Source organism: Methylocaldum gracile, assembly GCF_053646815.1.
Genome location: NZ_CM132196.1, coordinates 2,073,264 through 2,096,909, shown reverse-complemented (window position 1 = coordinate 2,096,909; position 23,646 = coordinate 2,073,264). Strand labels below are relative to the sequence as shown.

Sequence of the window (23,646 nt, the reverse complement as noted above, 5' to 3'; positions counted from 1 at the left end):
CGCATGCTCCGGATGCCGTCGGGCGATGATTGGGCCTTCGGCATCGACTGGCCCTTGAAGCCGGGTACTACGCGAGGTAGATTGGGTCGCTCGGCTTAGGTGCTGCGCATCGAGCTGGGGTCGTACCTCCCTTGGGAAATGACAGGGGCCTTACTTCCGGAATCTACCGAGATGCCGAAGAATTCCACGCCTACGACACTCTCCCCCTCAGAACCGCCAGGACCGACCGATGCGTTGGAACTGGCGGCGTTGCGCGCCATCGTGGAAGGGACCGCTCATGCCACGGGGGAGGCGTTCTTCCGCGCGCTGGTGCGGAACCTCTGCCTCGCCACCGGAGTCACCAATGCCTTCGTCGCGGAATTCGCCGATTCCGAGACTCGGGTCCGCTCGTTGGCATTCTGGAAGAACGGCCGATGGATCGAAACCCAAGAATGGGAGCTGGCAGGCACGCCTTGCGAGGACGTGCTTCGCGGTGGGCTATGCCATTACCCCGCAGGGGTCTCGCAACGGTTTCCGAAGGAGGAGGGAGTCGAGAGCTACCTCGGTGTGCCGCTCCGGGACGCTGACGGCGGCATTCTTGGCCATCTGGCGATCTTCGATCACCGGCCCATGCTGCCGGAACCACGGCTGTTATTCACGTTCCAGATCTTCGCGGCCAGAGCCGCGGCGGAGCTGGACCGCATAAGGCTGCTGAAGCAGCTTCGCCAGAGCGAGGAACGTTTCCGCGATCTGTTCGATGAAGCGCCGATCGCCTATGTCCACGAAGATTTGCAGTCCAGATTCATCCGGGCGAACCGAACCGCCATGCGCATACTCGGCATCACGCCCGAGCAAGTACCCGGCACCCTGGGTATGTCGTTCGTGCCTAATACCCCGGAAGCCCAGCGCCGGGTGAAAGAGGCCTTCGCGTCGATCGGCCGGGGAACGGATACCAGCGGCGTGGTGCTCGAACTCCGCCGTCGGGACAACAATCAGCCAATCTGGATTCAGTGGTGGTCGCGGCCGGACCCCAGTGGACAGTTTACCCGTACCATGTTCCTGGACATCACTGATCGCGTATTGATGGAGCGGGAACAGGCCCAGCTGAAGGCGCAGAACCTGTATCTGCAGGAGGAAATCAAATCGGACCACAACTTCGAGGAGATCGTCGGGAGAAGCGCGGCGATTCAGTCGGTGTTGTCCAACGTCCGCCGCGTGGCGCCTACGGACGCGTCGGTGCTGATCCAGGGCGAATCGGGTACGGGGAAGGAACTGATCGCCCGCGCGATTCATTCCGCCAGCCATCGGCGCGACAAGCCCTTAGTCAAAGTCAATTGCGCGGCCTTGCCGACGGGCCTCGTGGAGAGCGAGTTGTTCGGCCACGAAAAGGGCGCCTTCACCGGCGCCATCGCCAGGCGCATCGGGCGATTCGAACTCGCCGACGGCGGCACCATTTTTCTGGATGAAATCGGCGAAATCCCGCTGGAAGTCCAGGTCAAATTGCTGCGAGTCCTTCAGGAGCAGGAGTTCGACCGGGTAGGCGGGAAAGCGCCGATCAAGGTCGATGTCAGGGTGATCGCCGCAACCAACCGCGATCTGCTGAAGGCGGTCGCCGACAAGACATTCCGCGACGATCTGTATTATCGACTGAATGTGTTTCCCGTATTCACGCCGCCCCTTCGAGAGCGAACAGAGGACATTCCACTGCTGCTGCGTTTCTTGATCGAGAAGTTTGCACCCCGGATAGGTAAGAAAATCGAGGGTATCAGTAGCAAATCCCTGCAAAGACTGCAGTCTTATCGCTGGCCGGGCAATATTCGCGAACTGGAGAATGTGATCGAGCGCGCCATTATTCTGGCGGATGGGCCACTCCTAGAAATCGACGCGGAAATGCTGCCGGGATCTACCGCCCCTGCCCCTGACGCAGGGTTTGCCGTGACCAGCGGCGCCACTCTGGAAGCGGTCGAACGGCAACATATTCTGGCAGTGCTTGAAAAGGTTGGGTGGGTAATCGAGGGCCCCAATGGCGCCGCCCACATTCTTGACCTACATCCCAGCACCCTTCGGTACCGCATGAAAAAGCTCGGTTTGACCCAGGAGCGCCGTTAACTATCGCGGGCTCCTCGAATAGTTGAGGACGATTTACCAAGCCCATTGCGCTGCACGAATCGCGGCTTTGCGGTTGCATCGCCGGTGCCACGGCCATCTAACCAAAGTGTTCCTAGCCGGACGGCGTCTTGGCGAAGAAATGGCACGACATTCGCTATTCTCCTCGTGATCACTCACAAAATGCAGCGTTCATGCTTCGAATCACCGCCCAAGCAGACTCCAGGACCCGTGTTCGCCTGATCGTGGAAGGTAGGCTAATCGGGCCGTGGAACCCAGCGCTGGAAGCAGCGGTGAGTGAATCTCGCGCGGCATATGAGCATGTGCACCTTGACCTTTCCGGACTCCAGTTCGCCGATGAGCAAGGACTTAGCCTGCTTCGCAGATTCGTTAGCGAAAATGTGGTGTTGGAACGAGTATCCCCTTTCATCCAGGAGCTCCTGACCACTCGCCTCGAATAATCACCGGCTGAAAGCCGGTGGCTTAGGGTTAGAGCGTGTTATGAACTTTTTGCTGGAGAAGTGGTTATTACGAGCATGATGACTCGTAAACCTTATCCTAGCGATGTGTCGGACGACGAATGGATGTTCGTCGTGCCTTATTTAATCTTGATGAAGGCGGACGCGCCCCAACGCCAGCACGATCTGCGTGAGATCTTCAATGGTCTGCGCTGGTTGGTGCGGGCCGGTGCGCCCTGGCGGCTGTTACCGCATGACCTGCCGCCCTGGGAAGCCGTCTATCAGCAGACCCAGCGTTGGCTTGCGGCGGGCTGTTTCGAAGCGGTCGTCCACGATCTCCGAGAACTTCTGCGCCAGGCCCAGGCCGGATCGAAAGCGTTGAAGCGTGTAGAAGGCCGGCTAGCGGTGCCGGAGTTGTGCCGGGAGTTGGGGGTCAGTTCGGCGACGTTCTACAAGTGGCGCGCGAAATATGGAGATATGGACACATCCTTGATAACTCGGATGGAGGAATTGGAAGCCTAGAATGCCTGCCTGAAGGAGATCTACGCCGATGACCGTTGAAGATACCCCAATCCATTACCCGGTAATGATTCCGCCCGAGCGAGCAATCGATCCGGCAGCAGCCAACCTCACAGATGACACGGAGCCCGCGCTTGAATGCGGCGGACGAAATGCCAAGCACGCCATTGATCTGATTGGCCGGCCGATTATCGGCCAACATCTTGATGAATTGAGCGAGATCGACGGCTTGTAGGTGTCTCTCACGCTGGAACTTGCGCCATCGGCACTGCCGTGCGATTTTTATGTCTATACGTCCGCTGATCCCCGGCATGGAGGAATGCCGATGAACACCATCCTACTCACCATTGGCCTTTTTTGGATCACTGTGGCTGCCTACGGCCTGACGCGGCAGCGTCCGGCCGAATTCTGGCGGACGGTAACGACCGATGTGGTCATCACGCGAGAGCTGTGGGGCCGCTGGACCATTCCCGTTCGGGCAATGCGCCTCACGTTTGCTCCAACGGTGTTTGTCCGCGCGGTGGCCGTCGCGTGTGGCTGGATGCTGCTGCAACTGGTTTTTGGCTCACTGGACGATGCTGAAGAAGATGTTTCTTTTGACAAACGGGATGAGTCTGAATATAGCATGGGCGGGATTTATAACTACGCTACAGGCAAGTGCGACAACGGCTGCCAACCTGGTGGTATTTACGATTGGGACCTGCGGCAAGGAAAAAGTTGAATAACTCGGTCGTGGCTGGCCGAATTTCTGCCAAAAAATGGGCCTGAAATCACGCTGATTCCAGTCCCGGTTTACTTTGAACTTAGAAGTACTTGGGGTGAACGATCACTTCTTGTTAGGGGGTTTTAGCTCGCGAAACCGGTTCTTCACAAGGCTGAGCGCGTTTCCAAAGCCGCTGCCGGTGGCGGCCGCACTAGAGTTTGTTCCCTCTAGGAAGGAATTGAGTCCAACGCCCGCGTGATATCCAGCCCAACCCAACATGCCTACCCATAAGACCGGCACGATCGTGAACATCGTGCCGGTAACGAGATCGATCACCACTTCGCTCACGGTGTAGTCCATCTTATCGGCAGCAAAGTCGAACCAGCCGGTGGGGTTGAGTGCTTGTTGGAGCGTATTATCGAGCCAGACGGCCGCCGCCCACAGGAATGTCAGGAACCGCACGGCAAAGAGAGTAATCGTCAAAGTCAGGAGCGTGCCGACGGAAAACTCGCCGAATAACAGGACGAACGGCATCAGCGCAAAGATCAGCATCAGAAGAACCGCCTGGCCGACAGGCGCCGCTTCGCGAATGGCGTACATCTTCGACTGAAAGAAGACCGATTCCCACCACCCTCCAACGGTCGCGCCTGCTCTAGCCAATCGTCCGCCGGCGGCATCCCCAAGACCCGCTGTCACCGGCATGCTCAACCTGCCGTCCTCGATGGTCCACATTGACCGAAGGGCAGCGTCTTCGGTCTTTCTGGCGTCCCAGCCGAACGCATTCATGAGTTGGGTCACCCACCCCTGGGTTTGCGCCCACGCCTCCACTTCGATCTCTTGGATCAACCGGTCTCTGATCCCGTAAGTCTGTGCCTCCCACCAGTCCCTGCACTCGGGCCGGCCCCACTGCGGCGCCGGATAATGCTCGGTGTCGTACTCCGTATCCCGTTGCGGATCGAAGGGAAAGCCCGGTATTTCCTCGCTCGCCCTTGTCGCAAGGTTAATGTTGTTCACTCCGTAGTAGCTACTTGTGTCCAAGAAGAATTGCGAACCCGGCCAGTCGATGTCCGACGGGTCGTACCCGCTCGGCAGCGGCTGCTTGCTATCGAAGAGCCTCATCCGGGCGGGATACCAGCAATCGTGCGTGAAAAGTTGAAGCTCCCGCCGAAGTTGCGGGTCTTTGATCCGGCTGTTTTCAAGCTTGTATTGATACAGCCGGAAGTCGTTCTGGCAGGGAATCACGGCGACCGCGGCGTTAACCACTCCGCCCGCGGCCGCCATGACGCCATACCACCACACCGGCACGTGACCGGTAATCCCGGAGATGCCACGATTGGTAAACACGCTGTCGTAGGTCGTGTTGGAGGCGCCGCCCTTCGGCGCATCGTTTGAGCACGGCCGAGTATAGACGAGCCCCGAGGGTTGAAGCGGAATGAAGGGCGAACCCGCGAGCATGACCACCGTGAACATCGTCGCGATCGAGACTTCGGCGGCACGGATGTTCCGTTCCGCGCCCTCGGCCCCGGCGGCTTCGTAGCTTTCGATCCAAGCCCTGACCGCCATTGCAATGAAAGGGATATAAAGCAGCCCGATATTGAGCAGCGAACTCCAAAGCGTCTCGTAGAAATGCCAGCCAAGTGCAGCGAGATACAATTCAAGATACGACCCAACGCTCATAAGCCCTCCTCCTATACTGCAAGGAAGACAACCAGCATCAGGGATACCAATGCCGCCGCGCGGACGATGCTGTTTTGCATCTGCATGACGGTGATGACGCCGTTCCGCCAGTTCGAGTATTGGGCAAGCGCGATCCAGGCGAGCCAGAGCAGCAAGATGACGGATAGCGTTTCGAGGATTACCTGTCGCATTTGTGACATCGCAATCCCGGCGCCGCGGTAGAAGGCTTCGTTGCTCGACGGCGGCGTGTAACCCGCGAGCGGATTACCGGCATGTCCGCTTCCTGAACCAACCCCGCCTCCCCCGCCGGCACCGCCGTTGCCAGAGCCGACTGAACCGCCGGACCCGGTCCCCACGATGCCGGTGATCGAGGCTACGTCATAGCCGCCGAGCATCGTCATGTAGCTCATCGCCTTGGTCCCATTGCCGTCGGCGCAGCCCGTTCCGGACGAGAGGCACTTCGCAAGGCCATGGGCGCCGATGAGATGGGCGCCGACGAGAAGACCCGAAGGAGTTACCGGGGCACCGTTCGCCGTCTGGGAGATCATCTGGTCGAGGCCTTCAGCCTCGATATAGCTCCAAAGCTTGTGATGATAAGCCTGGACCGCGTTGTTCTGCGCCGTGGAACCGTTCAGGTAGTCGTTTTTGCTGTAGATACCGTCCTTGCCCGTCCATTGGCCGCTCCAGTCGTTTGTGGTGGTGCCGTCGGGCCGGTAATAGCCGGCTTCGATGAGAGCGGCTTCGCTCATCTGATACAGGCCGAGGTGCCCCGATTCATTTGTTTTCGTCGGATCTCCACTCGATTCGCGTTGCGCGAGGGACGCGAGGAAAGCTTGATACATATCGGCGATCGCCCACGCTGACACCGCGGCTAGCACGACGAATAGCCATGCCCGCGCATTCATTGCGATTTCCTTTTGGCATCCTCTGCCTTGGCGCAGGTGATGGCCGCCTCGGCAACCGAAATGGATGTCCCGAGTCGACGGCCTCTTCCCTTCTCGTTGAGTTCAATGACATACGTCTTCGAACCAAGATCGAAGGCCGCGTACAACGCGTATTCGTTGCACTCGTGGGACTTACAAAGGTCCCATACGAGTACGCGCTGTCCATTTCGCTCATATCGGCGGACGTAGTAAGCCGGACCACTCATGTCCTGAACCCACTTTTCTTCGGCGCGGGTCACGGCGAAGTGCCGCTCGCGGATTTCCGGAACGGTCGCGACCAGATGCCACGGATGGCCGCTGTAAGCCGGATCGCCCGCGATCCGAAGGGTTCCGCCATCGGAGCAGGATTCCACGCGTTCCAACTCTCGATCGCTCGGTTGAAGGTTAACCCGCTCGTCCGCATAAACCCCTCCAGCCGTCAGCAGCCCCAGCACCGCCAAAATCGCCAGCGGCCGTCGCCGGCCCGCACTCGCCATGGCCTCGATCAGCGGATTCCCGCATTGTTCGCAGTAGCGTTCCGTGTTCGGATTCGATGCGCCGCATTTGGGGCAAACCATAGTGCTTCTCCTTGAAATTGAGTCGGCTATCGGAATCGAACGTCGAGGCAGTGAGACCACTCACACATCTGACTGAACGTCCGGCGCGACGTCCGATTCGTCCACGGTTAAGGAAGCAGTGTGCCCGAGGCCCATCGCGCCTTCGATCCTCGCCACGCGATCGCCTAAGGTCTGGAGTTGCCGGCAGAGCTCTTCGTTCGAACGCCTGAGGTTCTCGCACAGTTCGAGCAGACGCTTGCTGCGTCGGGAGATGCTGCCCAATTGGCTCAGGGCAAAGATGAATAAGAGCGCAAACAGTAAAGCCACGGTCGCTCCTCACAAAAAGAACAGAAAGCGCGCGGAGGACGTTACGAATCAGCTAGAAGTCAACGCGCCTGGCGGCGAGTCTGCCCAAGCCAATAGACGGAAATCAAACGAAAACCCTTGTTTGGTTTTGAAAGGGTTTTTTGATGGCTTTAGCTTGGAGACGCGTGATCTCGGACTTGAAGCTCCCCCGTAAGTTGGCAATACTTCCAGGGCGACATGGTATAGAGCGCAGAGAGGCTCCCCGAGCATCGCAGTAGCTCGACATGGGCTTAAAACCCCGCAGCTTCTCGCAGTCGCCGGCGAGCTACTGTCCCGAGGGGCTGGCGGGTGTCCCGGAATCGACGTGCAACCTCGCCAAGATCCACCAAGACAGCATGATCGCCTGGCAGTGCCTTGGGCTGTTTTCCGTCCTGTCAGGCGAAATGCCGGTTGCATGAGGTCTAATTTTTTATCTGGACAAATGTCTAGACATTGCCTAGAGTAGTGGCTACTCATCCTACTACCCCCTATCGCGACGCTGATGAACGCCGTACGAGACATCAAGATCAATCCGCAAAAGATCCGCCAGTCCCTGCATCTCTCCCGTGAGGCGATGGGCCGGATATTGCGGGTGAGCGCCAAGACCTTGGAGCGCTGGGAAAAGCAGGATGGCGTGCGGAACCCGGACGCGATCAAGGATCTCGCCAAGATCCGGGAGATCAGCGAACTCGCCAGCCTGGTTTACACGCCTGAAGGCGTCGAGACCTTCCTCGCGACCCCGCTGCCGGAATTCCAAGGGCGAACCGCCCTTGACCTGATGAGCTTGCGGGAATACGACACCGTCATCGCGGCACTCGCCGCAGACGTCGAAGGACTCGGCTATTAACCCGCCCCTTGATCCAATCGCATCTCAAAGCCTGGCAAGGCACCGCCTATCGCCACCTGCCGCAAGGACCGCTGGATCCGCTGGACTTCAGCCGAGCGGGACTCGCTCGCGATAATCGCTGGAATATCCAAGGGGAGCCGACGCTATATTTGGCTCGCCATAAACATGTGGCACTAGCGGAAATGGCCCGCCATATCACCGAAGACCGTTCGCCTGTGTTAGCGCAGCAGGTCAAGCGCCGCCAGGTTTACCGCTTCGATCTCGCCTTCCACGCGACGTTGGATCTGACCCATCCCGAAGTGCTCGCCGTCTTATCGATCACCGACGCCCCACAGTGTTTTATCGACAAGTCCGTAGCTCGGGCCACGGCTGAGTTTGTCAGAAAACTCACGCCGGCCGAAGCCATTTTCGTTCCTTCACTGGCCTTTCTCGATCGCCCGGAAAACTGGGTACTGGTGGTCTTCCTGGAAAAACTTTCCGCAAATCCGGGCTTCATTTCGTCCGTGACGCCGGATGGTTCTTTTTCGATCGAGTAATGTCGGCCTGCTGCCTGGACGCACAACAGACAAAACCAGACTTCCGTCGAAGCGCGACAACGTGCAGCAATGGCGTGGGCCGCGGTTCGCGCCGATTTTCAAGGCCGATGCCAATGCCCGCTCGGCCTATGTGCTGGACCTGGAATACGACACGGGTCAGCGGCGCCCGACAACCATCCATCAAGTCCCCTTCTCTGCGGGTAAGAGCCAAGCCGGCAAGAGCCAGTTCCGGGCAAACTCCCCGCCGACATTCTGAACAAATAGCGCCTCGATGACGAGGAGCCAGGCTACGGCTCGCCAGCGGAGCGCCAATACCGCCCGCCGTTTCGCTTCCGGCCAGCGCCACCGCCGCGCCGCGCCATCCATCCACCGCGGCCACCCGCCGATCAGGATCAGAAACACCAGCAATCGCCAAGCGGCGAGATACGGCTTCGCCGCATCGAGCGCGCGCTCGACCGCCGGCAGGCCCGCTTGATACGCCCAAAGCCCCAGGACCAGGCCGACCAGCATCATCAGGGCGGCCAGCAGCGCGAGACCCAGCCCGAGCGTGGGCAGTAAGCGCCGCGCACTCATTTGCGTACCGCGCCGCCCGGCTCGATCGGCTTCCGGTCATTAGCGGCGGGCGCCTGCGTATCGCACCCGATTCGCCCCGCCCTTCGCGAAGCTCGATCAAGGTCGCGGAAGTCTGTGCGAACAGCTCCCGGCGGATCCGCGTCTCGAACAACATGGCGTCGATGTCCTTATCCAGGGCCGCGAGCATGCGTTCAATATCGGCATGCGCCGGGGAGGCGTAAATGTTCGGCTCCATCCGCCCGGACAAAATCAGGCGCCGCAAGAGAAGCGCCTTTTCGAGATTTCGGGCGACGGCGGCTTCGTTCGCCAGTTTGTGAACCGCCATCCCCTGTTCCTGAGGCGTCGATAGACGGCGTATGCCGTCGATGACCTCGCGCGTCAGCAGCGTTCCTGGCGGCGAGAGCCTGGCCAGCGTGTCCGCCTCCGGCGCCGTCGTGCCGGTGACGATCTTCATCAAGTCTCCGAGAAGTTCCCGGGTCTCCTGCTCGATCTTGGGGGCAAGGCCGTGGCCGGGGGTCGCGGTTCGGGCCGTGTCCCTGTCGGTCCGGACGGCCACGTCGCCGAGGACATACTGGGCGTAGGCGACCGCCTCGTCCGGACTCGGCCAGACCTTGGCGAGAGGTGGCGGCGAGGGACTCACCACCGCGCCGGTGTCGGTCACCGGGCGGCCCAGCTCGATGTTGTAGCCGGCCCGCACGGTGTCGGCGGTGACCCGGATCGGTGCCTGCCCCGCCCCGCCCGCGCGCTGGCCGCCGATCCAGGGAACGCCGTTTTTACCGGCATTTGTCTCCACCGTATCCTTCGCGGTTTTTACGTCCACCGAGGACGAATTCAGACCGCCGGTCCCCATTTGCATTTTCCAGTCGTAGCCCTTGACCAGAGTGATCCAATCCTCGAAGGGATTCTGGCCGCGGGCGATCTCCGACTCCATTTGTTCGCAGCTCTTGGTGGCGAGGGAGATCGTCGCCTCGGCCTGGAGCAAAGCGTTCTGGAACAGGTCGTAGAGCCCAGGGTTCGCCCGTTGCAGGATCAGGGCGGGCAAGGAAGCGATCGCGTTGGTCGCGGCGTTGACCATGGAGCCGATCATGTTCTCGATTCCTTGGCTGACATTGTTCAGGATGTTGGAGACACCGAGCACCGGATCGAAGTTTCCGCACGAAAACGCCCGTCGAAGATCGAGCGAACCGCCGAGGGTAATCGAGTGGGCGTAGGGGTTCGCCGCGACAGTGATCGCCTCGGCCCCGCCGATCTCGTAGTACCAGCGGCTCGATCGGGCGGGTGACACCGGCACGGCGGATGATTGCGCGGTGAGTGACAGGGCGACGAACAGAATGAGAGGACGGCGGAGTGCGCGGACCATGGACAGTCGTCTCCTACTGGGTTCGGGTCGGCGTTGGCGTGGTCGAGCTGTCGGACGGATAGGACATAATGTCGATGCTGCCGATGAAGCTGCCTTTCACCTTGCAGCACTTGTAGGGACACCACAGCGTGAAGGCATAATTTCCATCGGCTGCGACCTTGCTGCCCGCCCAGCCCGAAAAACTCATGAGGTCGTTGCTGCCGAACACTTCGCAGCTTCCGGCGCGTTTGGGCGTCAGCATCTGCCAGGTGCCGGTCTTGGCGTCTCCCTCTTTCAGGGACGGCGGATACCACACCATGTACTTTTTCTTTTCTTTCCGCTTGTCGCTCTCGAGCGCGATGTAGACATGCGGCTGACCCGTCCGCGTCACCACGTCTCCGGCGCGCTGCGCCACGACCGCGGCCGCCTTGGGGTCTTCGGCCTGGGTCACGAAGCCGCCTCTGGGATAAACCGCACCCCAGGTATTCAAGGGCCAGTCGCCGATCTCCCGCAGCCCGGGAATGAGCGACTGGGGATAAATGAATTCGGGAATCGCCCAACGCCAGGACAAGGCATCCAGGGCCGAGACGAGATAGGGCTGAAACGGCGTCGACGCCGAGGGGCACAGGAAAAAGCCCGCGGCCGGATGGCCGATGGCGTCGGAGTCCTTGAAGATCAGGTTCTTGTGCGCCGGGTGCTCGCGAGCCGGCCGGCCGGCGATGCCGCATTCGGTCGTCGTGCCGCCGCCCAGAAGGTTCGGCAATTGGCCGCCCATGGCCGAAAGCACCGCGCCCGCGCCGGTGGTTTGAATCCCAGCCAGAAGGGCCTTCATCTCGGTCCAGGGATTGTTGGCGATACCGTTGTGGGCGCTGACCACCAGATCGGGATTGTAGTGGCCGTACTTGGCCGAGGTTTCGATCTCGCAGCCGAAGGGCGTGCACACCAGCCAGAGGCATACCCCGATCACCTGGAACTTGATGCAGGAAAAGTTCAAGGCGCTGGATAGAATCGTGCCGGTGTTGATGGGTTCGGCCCGAAGGTCAGCCGTCAGCGCCAGAACGAGAAAGCTCAGCGTCAAACGCTTGATCATGGCGTACCTTCCTTCCAGGTCCGGTAGTACCGCAGCGCCTCGCCGAGATCGGCGGTGCCATAGACGACCGCCCTACCCCGGTCGAACACGATCGCGGGATAACGCGTGAGGCCGTAGCTCAGTGCTCGGGCATGGCCTTCGTAGGCCGCCTGCAACGGCGCCGCAAGCCCACTGCCCTGCCCTTCGAGCCGCTGCCGGGCGATCCGCCAAGGCCGCCGCCTCGTTCGCGGGGAGTCCTGCCGAGAGGACCGCCTCGATCCGGCGTGGGGCGGAAAGATCGAAGATGTCGATGGGAACCCCTTGGGGCCGAAGCGCGTGAGCGCCGGAGGCTGGAAACGCCGGATCGGTGAAAATTTCCACGGCGGCCGGCCCGATATCGGCCGGAACCGGGGGTGCGGAGAGGCACAGCACGACCATCGAGGCCCACAGGGATTGGCGATGCGTCATGATGGCGAGGCCTCCTTCGTGAATACGCTACTGCGCTTCCGAGCGATGCGTTCGGCGACCTTCAGCGCCGCTTCCGGCTCGGTGCAGCCCTGTTGTGTCATGAGCGCCGCCCGTTCGGCCTTCTCGTCCTTCTCGGTCATGGCGAGGGCCAGCGCGATGGGCGGCGGAACGTTCCGGAACAAGGCCTTCAGCGCCCGGCTCAGGACTACGCCCTCGGTGTACTTGCCGGGCTCCTTGGTCGCGGCGAGCAGCAGCGCCCGTTCCTCGGCGCTGAGCTCCCGGAACCTCGCGATCTGCTCGGCCTCCTCGGGCGGCATGGAGAGGCACAGCCACCATTCCATCATGTTGAGCATCCGCCGGGCCGCATCGGGAAAGTCCTGGAGGTTTTGGGTGGCGAGCCACAGCCAGGCGCCATAGCGCCGCCACATCTTCGAGATCTTGACCACGTAAGGCGCCAACAGCGGATTGGTGGTGACGATGTGCGCCTCGTCGGTGAGCACCAGCGTCGGCCGGCCCTCGTACTGATGCTGCTCGACCAGAGCGTGGATGTGATTCATCAGCGAGATGTAGGCAACCGTCAGCTTATCCTCGTAGCCTTCCTGCGCGAGGACGCCCATCTCGAACACGGTGACGTCGGCTTCCGGCCAGAGCTGCCCCGGCCGATTGAACAGCTTGGCTTCGAGGCTTCCCTCGGTACAGAAGAGGCTCAAGGCATCGGCCATTTCGAGTACCCGGGCACGCCGCGGCGGATCAAGTTCGGCAAGGCCCGGCAGATGGCGGAGACCGTGCGCGACGTCCTCGGTGAGCGGCTGGCGTTGCGCGGCAACCGCTTGCCGCGCTGCCTCGACGATGGCCTCCCGGATCAGGAGCCGGTCGGCGCGCGTCAGGCGCGCTTCTTCCTTGGCGTCGCCGCCGGTAATCATGAGGCGCGCCGCGATTTCGGCCTCGCCCAGAAAGTCGCGATCCTCGCTCGCCGTGTCGTCGGCGTCGTCCAGGTCTTCGGGGCCGGCCAAATCCAGGTCTAGGCGTCGCCGGTGCTTGGGATCGAGCAGCTTTCCGATCTCGGCGAAGGGCGGCAGGCTCACGTCGCTTTTCGGCCGTACCCGGACGTAGTTCACCGAGAGCCCCTGGGCTTCGAGATACTGCCCGAACAGCCGGAACGAACTCGCCCCGTCGATGATGAACAGCCTCGGCCGGTGCACCGCCATGATGTGCAGCAGGAGATACACCCGGAGCGAGGACTTGCCGGCGCCGGTCGGCCCCAGGATCAGGGCGTGGGCGTTCGATTTCCGGTCGACGATGGGGTCGAACGTCAGGGGCTCGCCGCCCCGGTTGTAGACCAGAATGCCGGGGTGGCCGGTACCGGTCGAGCGGCCGTAGAGCGGCACCAGGTTCGACAGATGGCGCGCGAACATGAAGCGCGATCGGCGAGCGCGTTTCCGGTCGAAGCGGTGGTCGTAGCCCATGGGGAGGCACCGGAGGTACGTGTCCAGGGCGCAGAGGTCCTGGCGCTCGTCGATGGGCCGGAGATGATTGGTGAGGAGCAGGGAATGCAGCTGGTTCTGCTTTCGGCGGAGATCCTCCTCGTCTTCGCCGCGAAGGTAAAACGTGATCTGGGTCGGGAACAGCTTGTTCCCCTGCGCGATCTGGAATTGCGCGGCCTTGGCGTCCTCGCCGGCGAGCTGGGCCTCGGCGTAGTCGCCGATCGCGGCGCGTTCCACCCGAACCAGGCGTTCGCGGACATCGTCCTGAGGCTGGAACTCGACCGTGATCGCCATCACAACGCCTGGCGGCAGCCGGTCAAACACCGCGTACAGATGCCGGCCGATGCGCCGTTCCGCGAAGAACTGACCGATCGTCGGCGGATCGGTCAGCTGTTGAATGGTGATGGCGCGGTGCGGCAGGCCGTCGAACCACCAGAGGCCTTTCTCGGGATGATAACGCGGAAGTCCCAGAACCAAGGCTTCGCCGAAATCGTAGCCGTAGGGCCGGTCCTCGTGATCGTCGCCGGGATAGGGCGCAAGCGCGAGCAAGGCCTCCACGTCGCCCGCCGTTACCGCCGGGCGCGGATTGAACCAGCGCAGCATCCACGCGTAAAGGTCCCGCCCGCCGAGCCGGCGGACGCCCACCCCCGTCGATTCAAGTCCGGCGGTGAGCCGGGCCGCGGCCTCGTTCAGCTCCCGGATCGGACCGAGATCATCCGGTCCCTTGAGCGATGGGGTGGCGCTGCGCCGCCTGAACAAGCACGCGTGGACCTTCCGTCGATTCCCTTGCCACGGCCCACCCGTGACCTGATCGTCATGGAATAGTCCGCCGGGCCGTGCGATGTTGGCGCAGTGGTCGCGCAGCACGGCCAGCCAGTGGCGGGTATAGGCCAAGTCGCGAATTTCGATCCGCGCGTAGGCCTCCACCTGGTCGGCCAGGCCATCGAGCCGGTACTCGTCATGGACGAAGAGCTGGAAGACCCAAGGGTCTTGTTGCTCCGCGACCGAGCCCGTGAGCACCTGCTGGATCTTGTCGCGGAACTCGGCCAGCCACTCCTCCGGGCGCGCCTCGACGCCGGCGGGCCGGATCTCGAACAAGGCGCCGACGTTGCGCCCGTCGTCGAGCAGAAAGACCTGGTGTTCGGGATCGTAGTCGAGCCAGGGCAGATGGTTGGTGAAACTGCTCGGCCGCTCGTAGCGCCGCCTGACGTCCGCCTCGGTGGGCGGCGTGGTCCGGCCGAACGGCCCGCGTGGTGCGGGTTCGATGGCTCGGGGTTTGGATAAAAACGAAAACTGCGGCATCACCACCCCTCCGCTTCGCCCGGCAGGGCGTATTCCACCGTCTCATACATCGGAAAACTGGTGGCATAGCCCGGCACCGGATGGCCCTGGGGCGAGATGTGCGGGAAAACGTACAGGACGAGGTCCGGATTCGGCAGGCACGGGAACAGGTGCTGGATCTCGGTGTGGGCCTCGCGGGTCCAGCCGTCCAGGTTCAGGGCGGCATCGCCGGGGCCGCGCGCACCCCGCTCCCGTCGGGCGCCTTCCGTTCGGCGCTGCCGGGTTTTTTCGAAATGGGCATCGTAAACCTCCCGCATGGTGGGTCCCCCCTGCGGCAGAAGGGTGTCCTTGCTGCCGGTGGCGCAGCCGACCAGGAGGCTAATCGAGATCATGGTCACGGCCCGCGTGAACGGCTGGGGTAGCGTGCGCATAGTCGAGTTTCCTGCCCTTGGGTTCGTAATCGATGGGGAGCTCCCGGTCCACGTGGACCGCGAGTTCGACGCCGGTGTCGACGAACACGGCATCGAAGGATTGGCTCTGCCGCTCGGCGATCCAGCGGGCCACCTCGTTGGCGCCTTCCGAGACGACCTCACCGGCGGCGTACTGCTCCGGGCTGCCCGTGACCGTGCTGGTGTAGCCGCCGAGCGGCGTTACCCCGATCGTGGTCTTAGAGCGGGCGTAGGCCCGACCCGCCGCCTCGACGCCCTTCGCCAGAATGCGCCCGCCCAGATATTGCGCGGCGTTGGTCACGCGCGCCCCGGTTACGCAGGGGATGCCGCGCCGGTCCGAGATCCAGCCGAGAGGCTTGGTGGCGCTGCCGGTGGCGGGGGCGGCGCGCCCTGGGCCTGGGCGCTCTGCTGCTCTTTCCGCTGCAGACTCTGATCATCGGAACTCAGGGTGCGGATCGTGCCGTCGTCGAACACGAACGTGATCGAATGCACGGTGCCCCGGACACACGAGAGCGCCCAGTCGCCGATCGCGGTCCCGGAAAAGATCATGCCGTCGACGCCCGGAATCTCGAGCCCGTTGGCGGCGAGGTTGTCGGAGCCCACGATCACCTTGAAGGGATACAGGTCCTCCACCTGGCCTTTGATCGGAATCCGCCCGATCAGCGCGGTCATGCCGGTGGAGCCGATCAGGGTGGCGTTCCGCGGCACCGTGTAGGCCGGTTCCGGCGCAGCGGCGGGATGGGCGGCACCCCCGCCGGGCCCGGCATGGTCCAGGAGGGGGTTTTCGCCGACGCCGTGCAGCAGACTTCCGCCCGAACGGGCCGCCTCGGCGGTCGCGGTGGCGGTCCGGGACACGGCGTCGCCGGCGCGTTTGACCAGGCTGGACCCGAGCGGATCGACCCACACCACCGCGGCGTTCAGGGCGGCCGGATCGAGGTCGACCGCCGCACCGTCCGACGGGTCGGACGAGCCCGGCGGCGCGACCAGTCCCAGGCGGTTGGAGAGATCGTCGAGGCGGGATGACAGGCGGGTGTATTCATCGTTGCGCTGTGCGGCCTGGTCCCGGCGAACCGCCGCCGTGACCTCGTTCGTGACTTGGGTCGCGATGTCGTTGCGCTGCTTCAGGAGTTCCGCGTTCTCGCGCCGAAGCTGCGCCATCTCCGACTTGGCCGAGGCGACCTGGGCGGTCAGCGCGCGGATGGTGTCCGCCGGAGAATCGGCATCCGGCGCGGGTGCCTTCGGCACCTCGGCGACCGGAAGCTCGGACTCGGCTGTCGCCGCCTTTTTGCCGCACGAGCGGAATCCCGCGAAGAGCGCAAGCGCCAGCGCGAACGTGCCGAGAATCGGCAGGAGCTTATTGCCGCCCATCGAGCGCATCCTCGAACGGCCGGCTGGACACGAGATAGGCGGCCGTCACGTCCCGTTCGTCGCCTTTGGGGTAGAGCCTCGCGTGTTGGAAGGTGCAGGCGAGCCAGGCGCCCCGGAGCGTTCGGGGATCGAGAATCACGTCCTCGAACGTTCAGCAGGCGCTCTGGGGCGTAGAGATGCTGCGCCGCCATCCGGGTCAGGGTGACGTAGTCCGTCCCGGCGGACCGGTTTTCGGCAACGTCCGTCGCTGCCGCATCCACCGGCGCGGCGGAGGGCTTCCCTTCCGGAATCGACACTTCGATGGGGCGGGTATCGGCTATCCGGTCCGAGGCCGAGAGATCCAGGAGGTAGGTGTTGCCCGTGCCCAAGGCCTCGATCCGCACTCGTTGCGGTCCGAACGGCTTGAGCGCCGTCCAATAGATGGTCCCGTCATTGAGGATCTGGGTCCTGAGGACATCGGGGGTCAGTGTCGGCGGCAGCCCCGCCCGCACCGCGACCGGAAACGACACCAGGCGCTCCTGCCCGACCGGGAGGGTGATCTGGAGCGGCAGTTTGTGCCAGGCCAGCCGCTCGACCGGAAGCGCGCCGGGTGCTGCCTCGGGCTCGACGTCGAGCCCGAGGCCCGGCGGGATGTCGGAACCCGGGTTGGTGAACGCGGTTTCCGGCACCGAAGCCGATGCGGAGAGCGCGTGGACACCGCTCTCCCCCTCCGTGTCGGCAGACGCGCCGACCGGCTCCTCCGCACGGGTCGCGACGGTCAACAGCAGAAGGGTGGACAGAACGACGAGATGCGGATTCATGAGCCGAGTTTGAATATCGGGGGTAAGGCCGGCCGTGACGTCTCGCTGCCCTCGATTCGTTCGGGCGGACTCGCGAAACAATCAAGGGCCAGGCCAAACGGGTTGACCTCGGGGCTGACGTCGTATGCCACCACCCGGATGGGGTAGCGGATGTCGACCGTCTTCACCGGCATCCCACGAACATGCTCCTCGATCCGGAAGTCGATCCGCGCGATCCAGACGCCATTCCCCTTGACCTCGACGCTGGATTCCTCGTAAGTATGGCCCGGCACGTCGTGGATGGCGCGTTTTCGGTCCGTCAGTTCGCCACGTTTGGCGCGGGCCTCGAGATCGCTCCTCAGTTCGTCCTGGCAGGCGGGTGTCAGATAGTTCTGAGCTTTGAAGAGCACGAGGCCATAGTCCTCCTCGCCGTTTCGCGGCCAGTAATTGAGCAGCTGAAAGATGTATCGGGCGAAGCCGTAGATATGCTCCGGCCTCGGATCGTCCCGATGGATCATGCCACCCGATCGGAGGTCCGGCGGAAGGAAGAGGCGCGCGTCCTTCTTCGCGTCCTCCCAGCCGTGCCAAAGGACAAGAATGACGACGAACAGCCCTGCGATCACTGCGCGCAGCGTGTTGATATGGGACCTAAGGTTCTCGTTTTCGGCGCGGTAACGCAGTCCCATGTCCGTTTCAATCGCGGAGGGCGTCGCGGCCAAGGCTCATTTGGTACGAGCCGTCCGGAAACCGAAACCGGGCGGACTCTCCCCGGAAATTGAACTGACAGCGGACGAAACCGAGGTCCGCCAGGAAAAGATGCACCCGCTGTTGAAGATAGAAGTGCGGGCGGCCACGTTTCAGCCGCTGATAGAGCCCCGCCCCGAAATAGACGAAGGCGATCGCGCCGATCATGGCGACCCCGAGGGCCATCGCGAGACGCCCCAGGATCAGGCCGATGACCACGCTCGGCGGAAACAGCAAGGCCGCCGCCAGCTTGATGGCCGTACCCAACTCCGAATCGGCATACCCCCGGAAGATGACCGGCTCCTCGTTGAGCCGATCCCCGAGAATATCGGGTGTCTCGGATGAGCCGGCCATCAGATGACACCCGCGGCTTCGCCCGGCAGATAGGACACGAACAGGAAAATGGCGGCGCCGGCCACCGCTCCGAGGCCCAGTTCGCCCCACTCTTTTCGGCCCTGCCGAACCTGATTGAGATCGGCGAGAACATGCCAGGAGAGCCAGAGAAAGCCGGCCACCGCCAGGAACAATCCGATGACGATCCCGCCATCCTTGATGTAGCCCTTGATGAGGTTGAGCCAGTCGCCCGCGGCCGGTGAAGTCGTCGGCGGCACGGGCGTCGGCAGCGCGGCGAAGGCGGTGTCCGCCAGGATCAAGGAGGCAAGCATGACCGATCGTGCTCGCCGAACGGTGTGTTTGAGGGTGCGTTTCACATGCGTCATGAGCTTTTTCCGATAGCGATCACCGTGACATGATTCACCGGCTCAGCGCCGGTAATCGCCCTTGAGCGGTGGAAACTCTCTCGGCGTCGTGCATGGTGCTTCGATGTGTTCACGGATGCCGAGTTTGACGTGCTCGATGTCCTGGCGAAGCCAGCCATAATGGAATCTGACCCGCGACTCCGGATTGGCTTGGGTTTCGGCTTCGGCGATCAGGGGCGCCAGGGCGTCCAGCTCATGGATCAGGCGGGCGAGCGCGGCCCGCTCGCCGTCGTCATCGGCACGGGCGGCAGTCGTGAAACAACAGAAAAGCGCCAGCAGCGCATTACGCATAGAGGGTCTCCGAGTTGCTCGGCGGCGAGTGTGCCCAAGGCGGCACGCAAAGTGCGAACAAAAACCCTTGTATGCTCTAAAAAGGGTTTTACGGATGGCTTGACCATCAGTCGAACCTCCCGTCGAACCCGATTAAAATGAAATGAATTGGCGGGATTAACCTCATTCCCGCAACATCGAAGACTTGGGCTGCAAAGCCGTCCGTCCGACCCAGACTGCGTCCACGGCGCCAACGGGTCCGCGACCATCTACTCAACCTAAATGTACGCAGCCATTGGGCAAATGCCGCACCAAGGCTAGCGAATTGCCGTAAATGGGAGGAACTCCATGCGCGAGGAGACTGAAGCGCCTACTACATTGTCCGCTTTGGTGGAAGCCTATTGCCGGGAAGTCGTCTTGAGCCCGGGATCGATCCGCAACTACCGCATCACCGCCCGCGTATTCAAGCGGGATACAGGCGTCGATGAATTAAGCAAGATTGACAAGAATCTCGTCATCGCGTGGCGGGACACTGTCCTTCAGCGGGTCACTGTGGTGACGTGGAACAGTTATCTTACATACCTCAGAATCGCATTCTCCTTTGCGGTTCGCTCGGGATGGATCGAGCATAACCCGTTTCAATACGTCAAACAGCTTGGAGCCTGGAAGAAGCGCAAAAAGACAGTGCCCGATGAGGTAACGCGCCGAGCCATCCGTTTGCTGCAAGAACCCGACGAGCCGATCAAACCGGGCTGGTTTTGGGTTATCGTTGTTCGCCTTCTTTTCTTTACCGGCATGCGTGCCCGGCAATTGACTGCCCTACGTTGGAACCACATCGACTTCACACACAAGACCATGCTGTTGGCAGTCGAAGGCAGCAAGACGAAACGCGAGTGGATCATCCCGATCCCGCCAGACTGTGTGGACGATTTACTGTATCTTCGCAACCGAACGCTCAGAGTCAATCCAAACGCAGTAACGCTTCACCACCAGGTATTTCGCATTCAACTCTTCAACCGGGAGTACAAAGGCCAGGAATTAACGACAGATCAGGTAAGCGGTTTTTTTCGGCGCCTATCCGAGACCTTGGGCGCACGCATTACATCGCGACGTCTGCGCCATACGATGGCGACGAAACTCGCCCAAGGCCAGCAACCGGACCTTAAGTCGTTTCAATATCTCCTGGGTCATACCAGCCTGCGAACGACCTTGGAGTATGTCGAGCCGGAAATGGGGCAACTGCGATCCGTGCTGACCAGGCTGCGCCTGGATTAGGGGATTTGCCACATCTTGCAAGTACTAAACAGATCTGGTCAAGGTTTTGATACTAGCCGGAAGTCAAAAGGGACCATTGACACATTCGTAATGTGCGGGTCGTAGGTTCAAATCCTATCACCGGCTCCAACGCCTTACAGGCGCGAGCGCTCTGTTTCTTCGGTTCATCATCGTCCCCGGGACTCCATCCCCGGGTAACATGCCGGAGAAGGGCGCCATGGCCATCTGTATCACCATCACCAGCACCAAGGGCGGCGTCGGCAAGACCACGCTGACCGCCAATCTCGGCGCCTTTCTCGCCGATCTCGGCCAGACCGTCCTCCTCGTCGACGCCGATCCGCAGCCCACCCTCTCCAGCTTTTTTCCGCTCCGACACCGCGCTCCGGGCGGTCTCACCCGGCTGATGGTCGAGGCAGCCTGCGAGGACGTGATCAGCGCGACCGCTATCGACCGCCTCGATCTCGTCTATTCCGACGATCCGGACGGCAAGCTCCGCGACTGGATCCGCGATGCCGTCGACGGGCGGGTGCGTCTCAAGCACCTCCTCGGCCGTCCCCCCTTCGCCCATTACGACGTCATCCTGATCGACACCCAGGGCGCGGTCGGTCCTCTCCAGGACGCCGCGGTCGCCGCCGCCGATATCCTCCTCTCCCCTATTCCGCCGGAAATCCTCTCGGCCCGCGAGTTCGTCCGCGGCACCGTCACCATGCTGGAACGGCTACGGCCCATGGCGTTTCTCGGCGCCCCCATCGGTCCCTTGCGCGGCATCCTCTACCGCCTGGACCGCTCGCGCGATGCCCGGCGTTTCGCCGCCGCCCTCGGGCTCGAACCGCTGATCCCTGCCTCCGCGTAGCCGTAGGGTCGGATGTTTGATCGGAGTCTGCGCGGCTAGCGCAGGTGGAGATCAAACATAAGGCAACCGACACCGTGTCAAGTCATTGTGGATCCAGGTCCCGATCCCACTATTGGGTCGGGACCGGTCGAACGCGGGCCGCCGAAGGCAATACTCGTCGCCAATTTTTTTACTCTTTTTGGTGACTTGGATGTCCCAAAAGGTTTCGCAAAAATGGCGACGCAATCGGCTTTTCCGCTTCGAACAGTATGGCTTGCATCGGATAGCGCGTGGGATTTGAGCCATATTCTTTTATCAGCGCCTCCGTCAACGCCTCGGAGATCTCCTCGGGATCGACACCGCCGCGATCTCGTATTTCTGTGATAACCGGAGTGAACACAAGTGCCCGCGCGAACGCCGCCACGTCCAGAATATCGTGTTCCTTTCGCTCGACCGAGATGACGATTCGATCAAAGCCGGCGCGAATCAGCTTTTCTTTGATCGGATCGATTTGATGGCAGGCAACGGGATCGAAGAGGAAACGAGGTGTATCCGACGGAAAGAATTGTTTCAGCACCTCAAAGCTCAAGCTGGCGAATGGATTGTAATGCTCCGAGTCCCAGACGCGGAGCAAGTACCGCCCTCCGCGCCTCAATGTCCGGTATGCCTCGCGAAACCCCGCCTCTTTATCGAAGAACATGACCCCAAACTGGCAGACCACCGCATCGAACGCCTCATCGTCGAACGGCAGCGCCGTGGCATCCGCAACTTGGAACGCGACCTGCTCGTGAGGGAGAAACTTTTTGCGGGCGGCCTCCATCATGGAATCGCTGATATCGATCGCGGTCAATCGCACGTCCTTGGCAAGCTCATTACACAAGTGCCGGGTCACGATTCCCGTGCCCGCGGCGATTTCGAGCACGTCACGGACTGATCTTTCCGCTACGCGTCGTGCGGTGTCGGCTCCATAGTGCTCGAAAAGCACGGGTCCGAGATCCTGATCGTAAGGGGTGACGACATCACCTTCATAACCTGCCATAGATCACTCTCTAGAAAATACAACGAAAGGACAAAAAGCGAGTTCAATCGCCCATCTCAGTAGATAAGCGAATACTGATAGTACTACATGTCCTACGACAGGGTGGTTTTCTGGACACAGACGGCCTAAAGCAGTCGTTCGTGGGGGCTGGTATTTTTCAGACTGAATGACTGCTGAGGCCGACAATTGGCGGTCATCGCCGTGAACCGTCGACGGACCGAAATCTTGAAGAGCGCTGGCCGTATCCAGCGTGTGAATTAATTAACAGACTGAATGGGCTTATCGCCTCATCATAGCAACCGCCTCGATTTGAGGCAGATCTTACGGTTTGGCCGGTGACATTTACGGTCGGCGATTCAAACCGCCATCTCTCATCAACTTAGGAGGATATTCGCATGAAGCACCTGAACAAGTCCCTATTGGGAGCCATTGGGCTCGGACTGGGGCTGCAGACCGCCGCAGACGCCGCGCAAACGCCCAACTTCTACGAGTGCACCGGCCGGCACGTCAGCCTTACCCTGGTGGTGGGCAGCCAGGCAGAAGTTGGCATTCTCCCAACGCAAACGACCCTCAATCTGCAATTGGGCGAAAAAAGCTATCGCTTTCAGGAATCGGACATCGTCACCGAGTCAACCCTGATTGGCGATCTTTGGGAGGTGGTGTTGGAACACATACCGGACCTCCACATTAAACATGCGTCCGTGGTGATTCCATCCGTCTCGTTGGGAGAGTCGCCGGTCACCTTCAAGAGCCAGCTTGTCCTGACCACGGTGAACACGCCGTTCATCCCCACGCCCTTTGAGGGGGTGGTCAATCCTTCCAAATACATCGATGTCGCCTGCACGGCTTCGATGGTTTATTTTTAGGCTGGCTTGCGTCCGAGCGGCGATAGGCGTTCCGGCATCGAGCGGTTGTTGTCGGAGGCCGCGTTCGAGCCGCTGAGTCTCGACCCGAGGCCATCCGCGGTTCGGCGAGACAACGAGATTCACGCCCGTAGTCGCGCGCTGTAAGGTGGCGGCACCGGTCGATGATCCGACTGGATAAACCGGACGACGCCTCGCCGCCATTCGGCAAAAACGTCACGGGCAGCGCCTCGTTTGGGGCTGCCCGTGAATCCGCGAGCACCGAAGTCCGTCCGGAACCCGAACGTTCGGCGGCAGCCTGGTCCGTCTCAGACTCGCCGGTGTTTTTCCGATCCTTTACCTCGACGCTTTGCTGTTTCAATATTGAATGACGGCCAAGAACGAGCTCCGGAAGTTTGTTTTCGA

General features: G+C 61.7%; 25 protein-coding genes, 1 tRNA gene and 3 pseudogenes. 12 read left to right on the top strand and 17 right to left on the bottom strand.

The window, feature by feature from the left end:
* The first annotated feature begins 171 nt into the window (after window positions 1-171).
* The 5 genes and pseudogenes from ACWJJK_RS09180 (at window position 172) to ACWJJK_RS09160 (ending at window position 3,783) form a co-directional block, all read left to right on the top strand.
* A complete protein-coding gene (locus tag ACWJJK_RS09180; protein ID WP_454128909.1) occupies window positions 172-2,088 on the top strand; it encodes a sigma 54-interacting transcriptional regulator in 1,917 nt (638 codons plus the stop codon).
* A 536-nt stretch (window positions 2,089-2,624) separates the two neighbouring features.
* A pseudogene (locus ACWJJK_RS09175) lies at window positions 2,625-2,903 on the top strand (transposase); the annotation flags it as partial.
* A pseudogene (locus ACWJJK_RS09170) lies at window positions 2,892-3,062 on the top strand (transposase); the annotation flags it as partial. The pseudogenes ACWJJK_RS09175 and ACWJJK_RS09170, both read left to right, overlap by 12 nt.
* Before the next feature lie 31 nt (window positions 3,063-3,093).
* Entirely contained in the window at window positions 3,094-3,297 is a 204-nt protein-coding gene (locus ACWJJK_RS09165; RefSeq protein ID WP_077732161.1) for a hypothetical protein, read from the top strand.
* A 90-nt stretch (window positions 3,298-3,387) separates the two neighbouring features.
* A complete protein-coding gene (locus ACWJJK_RS09160; RefSeq protein WP_077732162.1) occupies window positions 3,388-3,783 on the top strand; it encodes a hypothetical protein in 396 nt (131 codons plus the stop codon).
* 105 nt (window positions 3,784-3,888) lie between these two features.
* On the opposite strand, the gene ACWJJK_RS09155 is transcribed toward ACWJJK_RS09160, so the two are convergent.
* Genes ACWJJK_RS09155 through ACWJJK_RS09140 form a run of 4 tightly spaced genes read right to left on the bottom strand, consistent with a single transcriptional unit; the run spans window position 3,889 to window position 7,249 of the window.
* The gene (locus ACWJJK_RS09155) at window positions 3,889-5,442 is read right to left on the bottom strand and encodes a conjugal transfer protein TraG N-terminal domain-containing protein (protein WP_434113020.1); all 1,554 of its coding nucleotides are present in this window, start codon (window positions 5,440-5,442) and stop codon (window positions 3,889-3,891) included.
* An 11-nt stretch (window positions 5,443-5,453) separates the two neighbouring features.
* Entirely contained in the window at window positions 5,454-6,347 is an 894-nt protein-coding gene (locus ACWJJK_RS09150) for a DUF3262 family protein (protein ID WP_434113022.1), read from the bottom strand.
* Window positions 6,344-6,943 carry an Ivy family c-type lysozyme inhibitor gene (locus tag ACWJJK_RS09145; RefSeq protein WP_210024176.1) on the bottom strand — a complete coding sequence of 200 codons (600 nt, stop codon included), beginning with the start codon at window positions 6,941-6,943 and terminating at the stop codon, window positions 6,344-6,346. The genes ACWJJK_RS09150 and ACWJJK_RS09145 overlap by 4 nt, the downstream gene beginning before the upstream one ends.
* A 60-nt stretch (window positions 6,944-7,003) precedes the next feature.
* Window positions 7,004-7,249, bottom strand: coding sequence for a hypothetical protein (locus ACWJJK_RS09140; protein ID WP_086132884.1), 246 nt, complete (start codon window positions 7,247-7,249; stop codon window positions 7,004-7,006).
* Window positions 7,250-7,512: 263 nt separating this feature from the next.
* Between ACWJJK_RS09140 and ACWJJK_RS09135 the strand changes: the two genes are divergently transcribed.
* The 3 genes from ACWJJK_RS09135 to ACWJJK_RS09125 all read left to right on the top strand — a co-directional run bounded on the left by ACWJJK_RS09135 (window position 7,513) and on the right by ACWJJK_RS09125 (window position 8,650).
* Window positions 7,513-7,686, top strand: coding sequence for a hypothetical protein (locus ACWJJK_RS09135; protein ID WP_168183689.1), 174 nt, complete (start codon window positions 7,513-7,515; stop codon window positions 7,684-7,686).
* An 83-nt stretch (window positions 7,687-7,769) separates the two neighbouring features.
* Window positions 7,770-8,114: a helix-turn-helix domain-containing protein gene (locus tag ACWJJK_RS09130; RefSeq protein WP_086132883.1), complete on the top strand. Its 345-nt coding sequence runs from the start codon at window positions 7,770-7,772 to the stop codon at window positions 8,112-8,114.
* 8 nt (window positions 8,115-8,122) lie between these two features.
* Window positions 8,123-8,650: an RES family NAD+ phosphorylase gene (locus tag ACWJJK_RS09125; RefSeq protein WP_156881721.1), complete on the top strand. Its 528-nt coding sequence runs from the start codon at window positions 8,123-8,125 to the stop codon at window positions 8,648-8,650.
* Here ACWJJK_RS09125 and ACWJJK_RS09120 read toward each other — a convergent pair.
* From ACWJJK_RS09120 to ACWJJK_RS09065, 12 genes and pseudogenes are all read right to left on the bottom strand, one after another.
* Window positions 8,607-10,583: an integrating conjugative element protein gene (locus tag ACWJJK_RS09120; RefSeq protein WP_454128908.1), complete on the bottom strand. Its 1,977-nt coding sequence runs from the start codon at window positions 10,581-10,583 to the stop codon at window positions 8,607-8,609. The genes ACWJJK_RS09125 and ACWJJK_RS09120 overlap by 44 nt on opposite strands.
* Window positions 10,584-10,596: 13 nt before the next feature.
* A complete protein-coding gene (locus ACWJJK_RS09115; RefSeq protein ID WP_454128907.1) occupies window positions 10,597-11,652 on the bottom strand; it encodes a TIGR03756 family integrating conjugative element protein in 1,056 nt (351 codons plus the stop codon).
* Window positions 11,649-11,807 carry a DUF1525 domain-containing protein gene (locus tag ACWJJK_RS09110; protein ID WP_454128906.1) on the bottom strand — a complete coding sequence of 53 codons (159 nt, stop codon included), beginning with the start codon at window positions 11,805-11,807 and terminating at the stop codon, window positions 11,649-11,651. The genes ACWJJK_RS09115 and ACWJJK_RS09110 overlap by 4 nt, the downstream gene beginning before the upstream one ends.
* Window positions 11,808-12,095: 288 nt before the next feature.
* Complete coding sequence (locus tag ACWJJK_RS09105) at window positions 12,096-14,885, bottom strand: conjugative transfer ATPase (RefSeq protein WP_454128905.1); 2,790 nt, start codon at window positions 14,883-14,885, stop codon at window positions 12,096-12,098.
* Complete coding sequence (locus ACWJJK_RS09100) at window positions 14,885-15,295, bottom strand: TIGR03751 family conjugal transfer lipoprotein (RefSeq protein ID WP_454128904.1); 411 nt, start codon at window positions 15,293-15,295, stop codon at window positions 14,885-14,887. The genes ACWJJK_RS09105 and ACWJJK_RS09100 overlap by 1 nt, the downstream gene beginning before the upstream one ends.
* Window positions 15,243-15,614, bottom strand: a complete 372-nt coding sequence (locus ACWJJK_RS09095) for a hypothetical protein (RefSeq protein ID WP_205780867.1) — start codon at window positions 15,612-15,614, stop codon at window positions 15,243-15,245. Before ACWJJK_RS09095 ends, ACWJJK_RS09100 begins: the two co-directional genes overlap by 53 nt.
* A gap of 11 nt (window positions 15,615-15,625) precedes the next feature.
* Complete coding sequence (locus tag ACWJJK_RS09090) at window positions 15,626-16,681, bottom strand: TIGR03752 family integrating conjugative element protein (protein ID WP_454128903.1); 1,056 nt, start codon at window positions 16,679-16,681, stop codon at window positions 15,626-15,628.
* Window positions 16,668-17,481, bottom strand: a pseudogene (locus ACWJJK_RS09085) (DUF3438 family protein). The gene ACWJJK_RS09090 and the pseudogene ACWJJK_RS09085 overlap by 14 nt, the downstream one beginning before the upstream one ends.
* A complete protein-coding gene (locus ACWJJK_RS09080; protein WP_240502632.1) occupies window positions 17,478-18,146 on the bottom strand; it encodes a PFL_4703 family integrating conjugative element protein in 669 nt (222 codons plus the stop codon). The pseudogene ACWJJK_RS09085 and the gene ACWJJK_RS09080 overlap by 4 nt, the downstream one beginning before the upstream one ends.
* A 7-nt stretch (window positions 18,147-18,153) precedes the next feature.
* Window positions 18,154-18,558 carry a TIGR03750 family conjugal transfer protein gene (locus tag ACWJJK_RS09075; protein WP_077732175.1) on the bottom strand — a complete coding sequence of 135 codons (405 nt, stop codon included), beginning with the start codon at window positions 18,556-18,558 and terminating at the stop codon, window positions 18,154-18,156.
* Complete coding sequence (locus ACWJJK_RS09070) at window positions 18,558-18,923, bottom strand: TIGR03745 family integrating conjugative element membrane protein (RefSeq protein WP_347258670.1); 366 nt, start codon at window positions 18,921-18,923, stop codon at window positions 18,558-18,560. The genes ACWJJK_RS09075 and ACWJJK_RS09070 overlap by 1 nt, the downstream gene beginning before the upstream one ends.
* Window positions 18,924-18,965: 42 nt before the next feature.
* Window positions 18,966-19,253 (bottom strand): integrative conjugative element protein, RAQPRD family, encoded by a 288-nt coding sequence (locus ACWJJK_RS09065; RefSeq protein ID WP_077732177.1) that lies wholly within the window; start codon window positions 19,251-19,253, stop codon window positions 18,966-18,968.
* Between the two features lie 327 nt (window positions 19,254-19,580).
* Between ACWJJK_RS09065 and ACWJJK_RS09060 the strand changes: the two genes are divergently transcribed.
* From ACWJJK_RS09060 to ACWJJK_RS09050, 3 genes are all read left to right on the top strand, one after another.
* On the top strand, window positions 19,581-20,507 hold the full coding sequence (locus ACWJJK_RS09060) for a tyrosine-type recombinase/integrase (protein WP_454128902.1): 927 nt from the start codon (window positions 19,581-19,583) through the stop codon (window positions 20,505-20,507).
* Between the two features lie 55 nt (window positions 20,508-20,562).
* Window positions 20,563-20,636 (top strand) — tRNA-Leu (locus ACWJJK_RS09055).
* A gap of 88 nt (window positions 20,637-20,724) precedes the next feature.
* A complete protein-coding gene (locus ACWJJK_RS09050) occupies window positions 20,725-21,360 on the top strand; it encodes a ParA family protein (RefSeq protein WP_454128901.1) in 636 nt (211 codons plus the stop codon).
* Between the two features lie 169 nt (window positions 21,361-21,529).
* Here ACWJJK_RS09050 and ACWJJK_RS09045 read toward each other — a convergent pair whose 3' ends face one another.
* Window positions 21,530-22,378 carry a class I SAM-dependent methyltransferase gene (locus ACWJJK_RS09045; RefSeq protein WP_077732180.1) on the bottom strand — a complete coding sequence of 283 codons (849 nt, stop codon included), beginning with the start codon at window positions 22,376-22,378 and terminating at the stop codon, window positions 21,530-21,532.
* A 395-nt stretch (window positions 22,379-22,773) separates the two neighbouring features.
* On the opposite strand from ACWJJK_RS09045, the gene ACWJJK_RS09040 reads away from it, so the two are divergent.
* Window positions 22,774-23,244, top strand: a complete 471-nt coding sequence (locus ACWJJK_RS09040) for a hypothetical protein (RefSeq protein WP_454128900.1) — start codon at window positions 22,774-22,776, stop codon at window positions 23,242-23,244.
* Window positions 23,245-23,646 lie beyond the last annotated feature (402 nt).

Coding starts and splice junctions, on each gene's coding strand:
- ACWJJK_RS09180 (WP_454128909.1), top strand. CDS start 172: ATGCCGAAGAATTCCACGCCTACGACACTCTCCCCCTCAGAACCGCCA.
- ACWJJK_RS09165 (WP_077732161.1), top strand. CDS start 3,094: ATGACCGTTGAAGATACCCCAATCCATTACCCGGTAATGATTCCGCCC.
- ACWJJK_RS09160 (WP_077732162.1), top strand. CDS start 3,388: ATGAACACCATCCTACTCACCATTGGCCTTTTTTGGATCACTGTGGCT.
- ACWJJK_RS09155 (WP_434113020.1), bottom strand. CDS start 5,442: ATGAGCGTTGGGTCGTATCTTGAATTGTATCTCGCTGCACTTGGCTGG.
- ACWJJK_RS09150 (WP_434113022.1), bottom strand. CDS start 6,347: ATGAATGCGCGGGCATGGCTATTCGTCGTGCTAGCCGCGGTGTCAGCG.
- ACWJJK_RS09145 (WP_210024176.1), bottom strand. CDS start 6,943: ATGGTTTGCCCCAAATGCGGCGCATCGAATCCGAACACGGAACGCTAC.
- ACWJJK_RS09135 (WP_168183689.1), top strand. CDS start 7,513: ATGGGCTTAAAACCCCGCAGCTTCTCGCAGTCGCCGGCGAGCTACTGT.
- ACWJJK_RS09130 (WP_086132883.1), top strand. CDS start 7,770: ATGAACGCCGTACGAGACATCAAGATCAATCCGCAAAAGATCCGCCAG.
- ACWJJK_RS09120 (WP_454128908.1), bottom strand. CDS start 10,583: ATGGTCCGCGCACTCCGCCGTCCTCTCATTCTGTTCGTCGCCCTGTCA.
- ACWJJK_RS09115 (WP_454128907.1), bottom strand. CDS start 11,652: ATGATCAAGCGTTTGACGCTGAGCTTTCTCGTTCTGGCGCTGACGGCT.
- ACWJJK_RS09105 (WP_454128905.1), bottom strand. CDS start 14,885: ATGCCGCAGTTTTCGTTTTTATCCAAACCCCGAGCCATCGAACCCGCA.
- ACWJJK_RS09100 (WP_454128904.1), bottom strand. CDS start 15,295: ATGCGCACGCTACCCCAGCCGTTCACGCGGGCCGTGACCATGATCTCG.
- ACWJJK_RS09090 (WP_454128903.1), bottom strand. CDS start 16,681: ATGGGCGGCAATAAGCTCCTGCCGATTCTCGGCACGTTCGCGCTGGCG.
- ACWJJK_RS09080 (WP_240502632.1), bottom strand. CDS start 18,146: ATGGGACTGCGTTACCGCGCCGAAAACGAGAACCTTAGGTCCCATATC.
- ACWJJK_RS09075 (WP_077732175.1), bottom strand. CDS start 18,558: ATGGCCGGCTCATCCGAGACACCCGATATTCTCGGGGATCGGCTCAAC.
- ACWJJK_RS09070 (WP_347258670.1), bottom strand. CDS start 18,923: ATGACGCATGTGAAACGCACCCTCAAACACACCGTTCGGCGAGCACGA.
- ACWJJK_RS09065 (WP_077732177.1), bottom strand. CDS start 19,253: ATGCGTAATGCGCTGCTGGCGCTTTTCTGTTGTTTCACGACTGCCGCC.
- ACWJJK_RS09060 (WP_454128902.1), top strand. CDS start 19,581: ATGCGCGAGGAGACTGAAGCGCCTACTACATTGTCCGCTTTGGTGGAA.
- ACWJJK_RS09050 (WP_454128901.1), top strand. CDS start 20,725: ATGGCCATCTGTATCACCATCACCAGCACCAAGGGCGGCGTCGGCAAG.
- ACWJJK_RS09045 (WP_077732180.1), bottom strand. CDS start 22,378: ATGGCAGGTTATGAAGGTGATGTCGTCACCCCTTACGATCAGGATCTC.
- ACWJJK_RS09040 (WP_454128900.1), top strand. CDS start 22,774: ATGAAGCACCTGAACAAGTCCCTATTGGGAGCCATTGGGCTCGGACTG.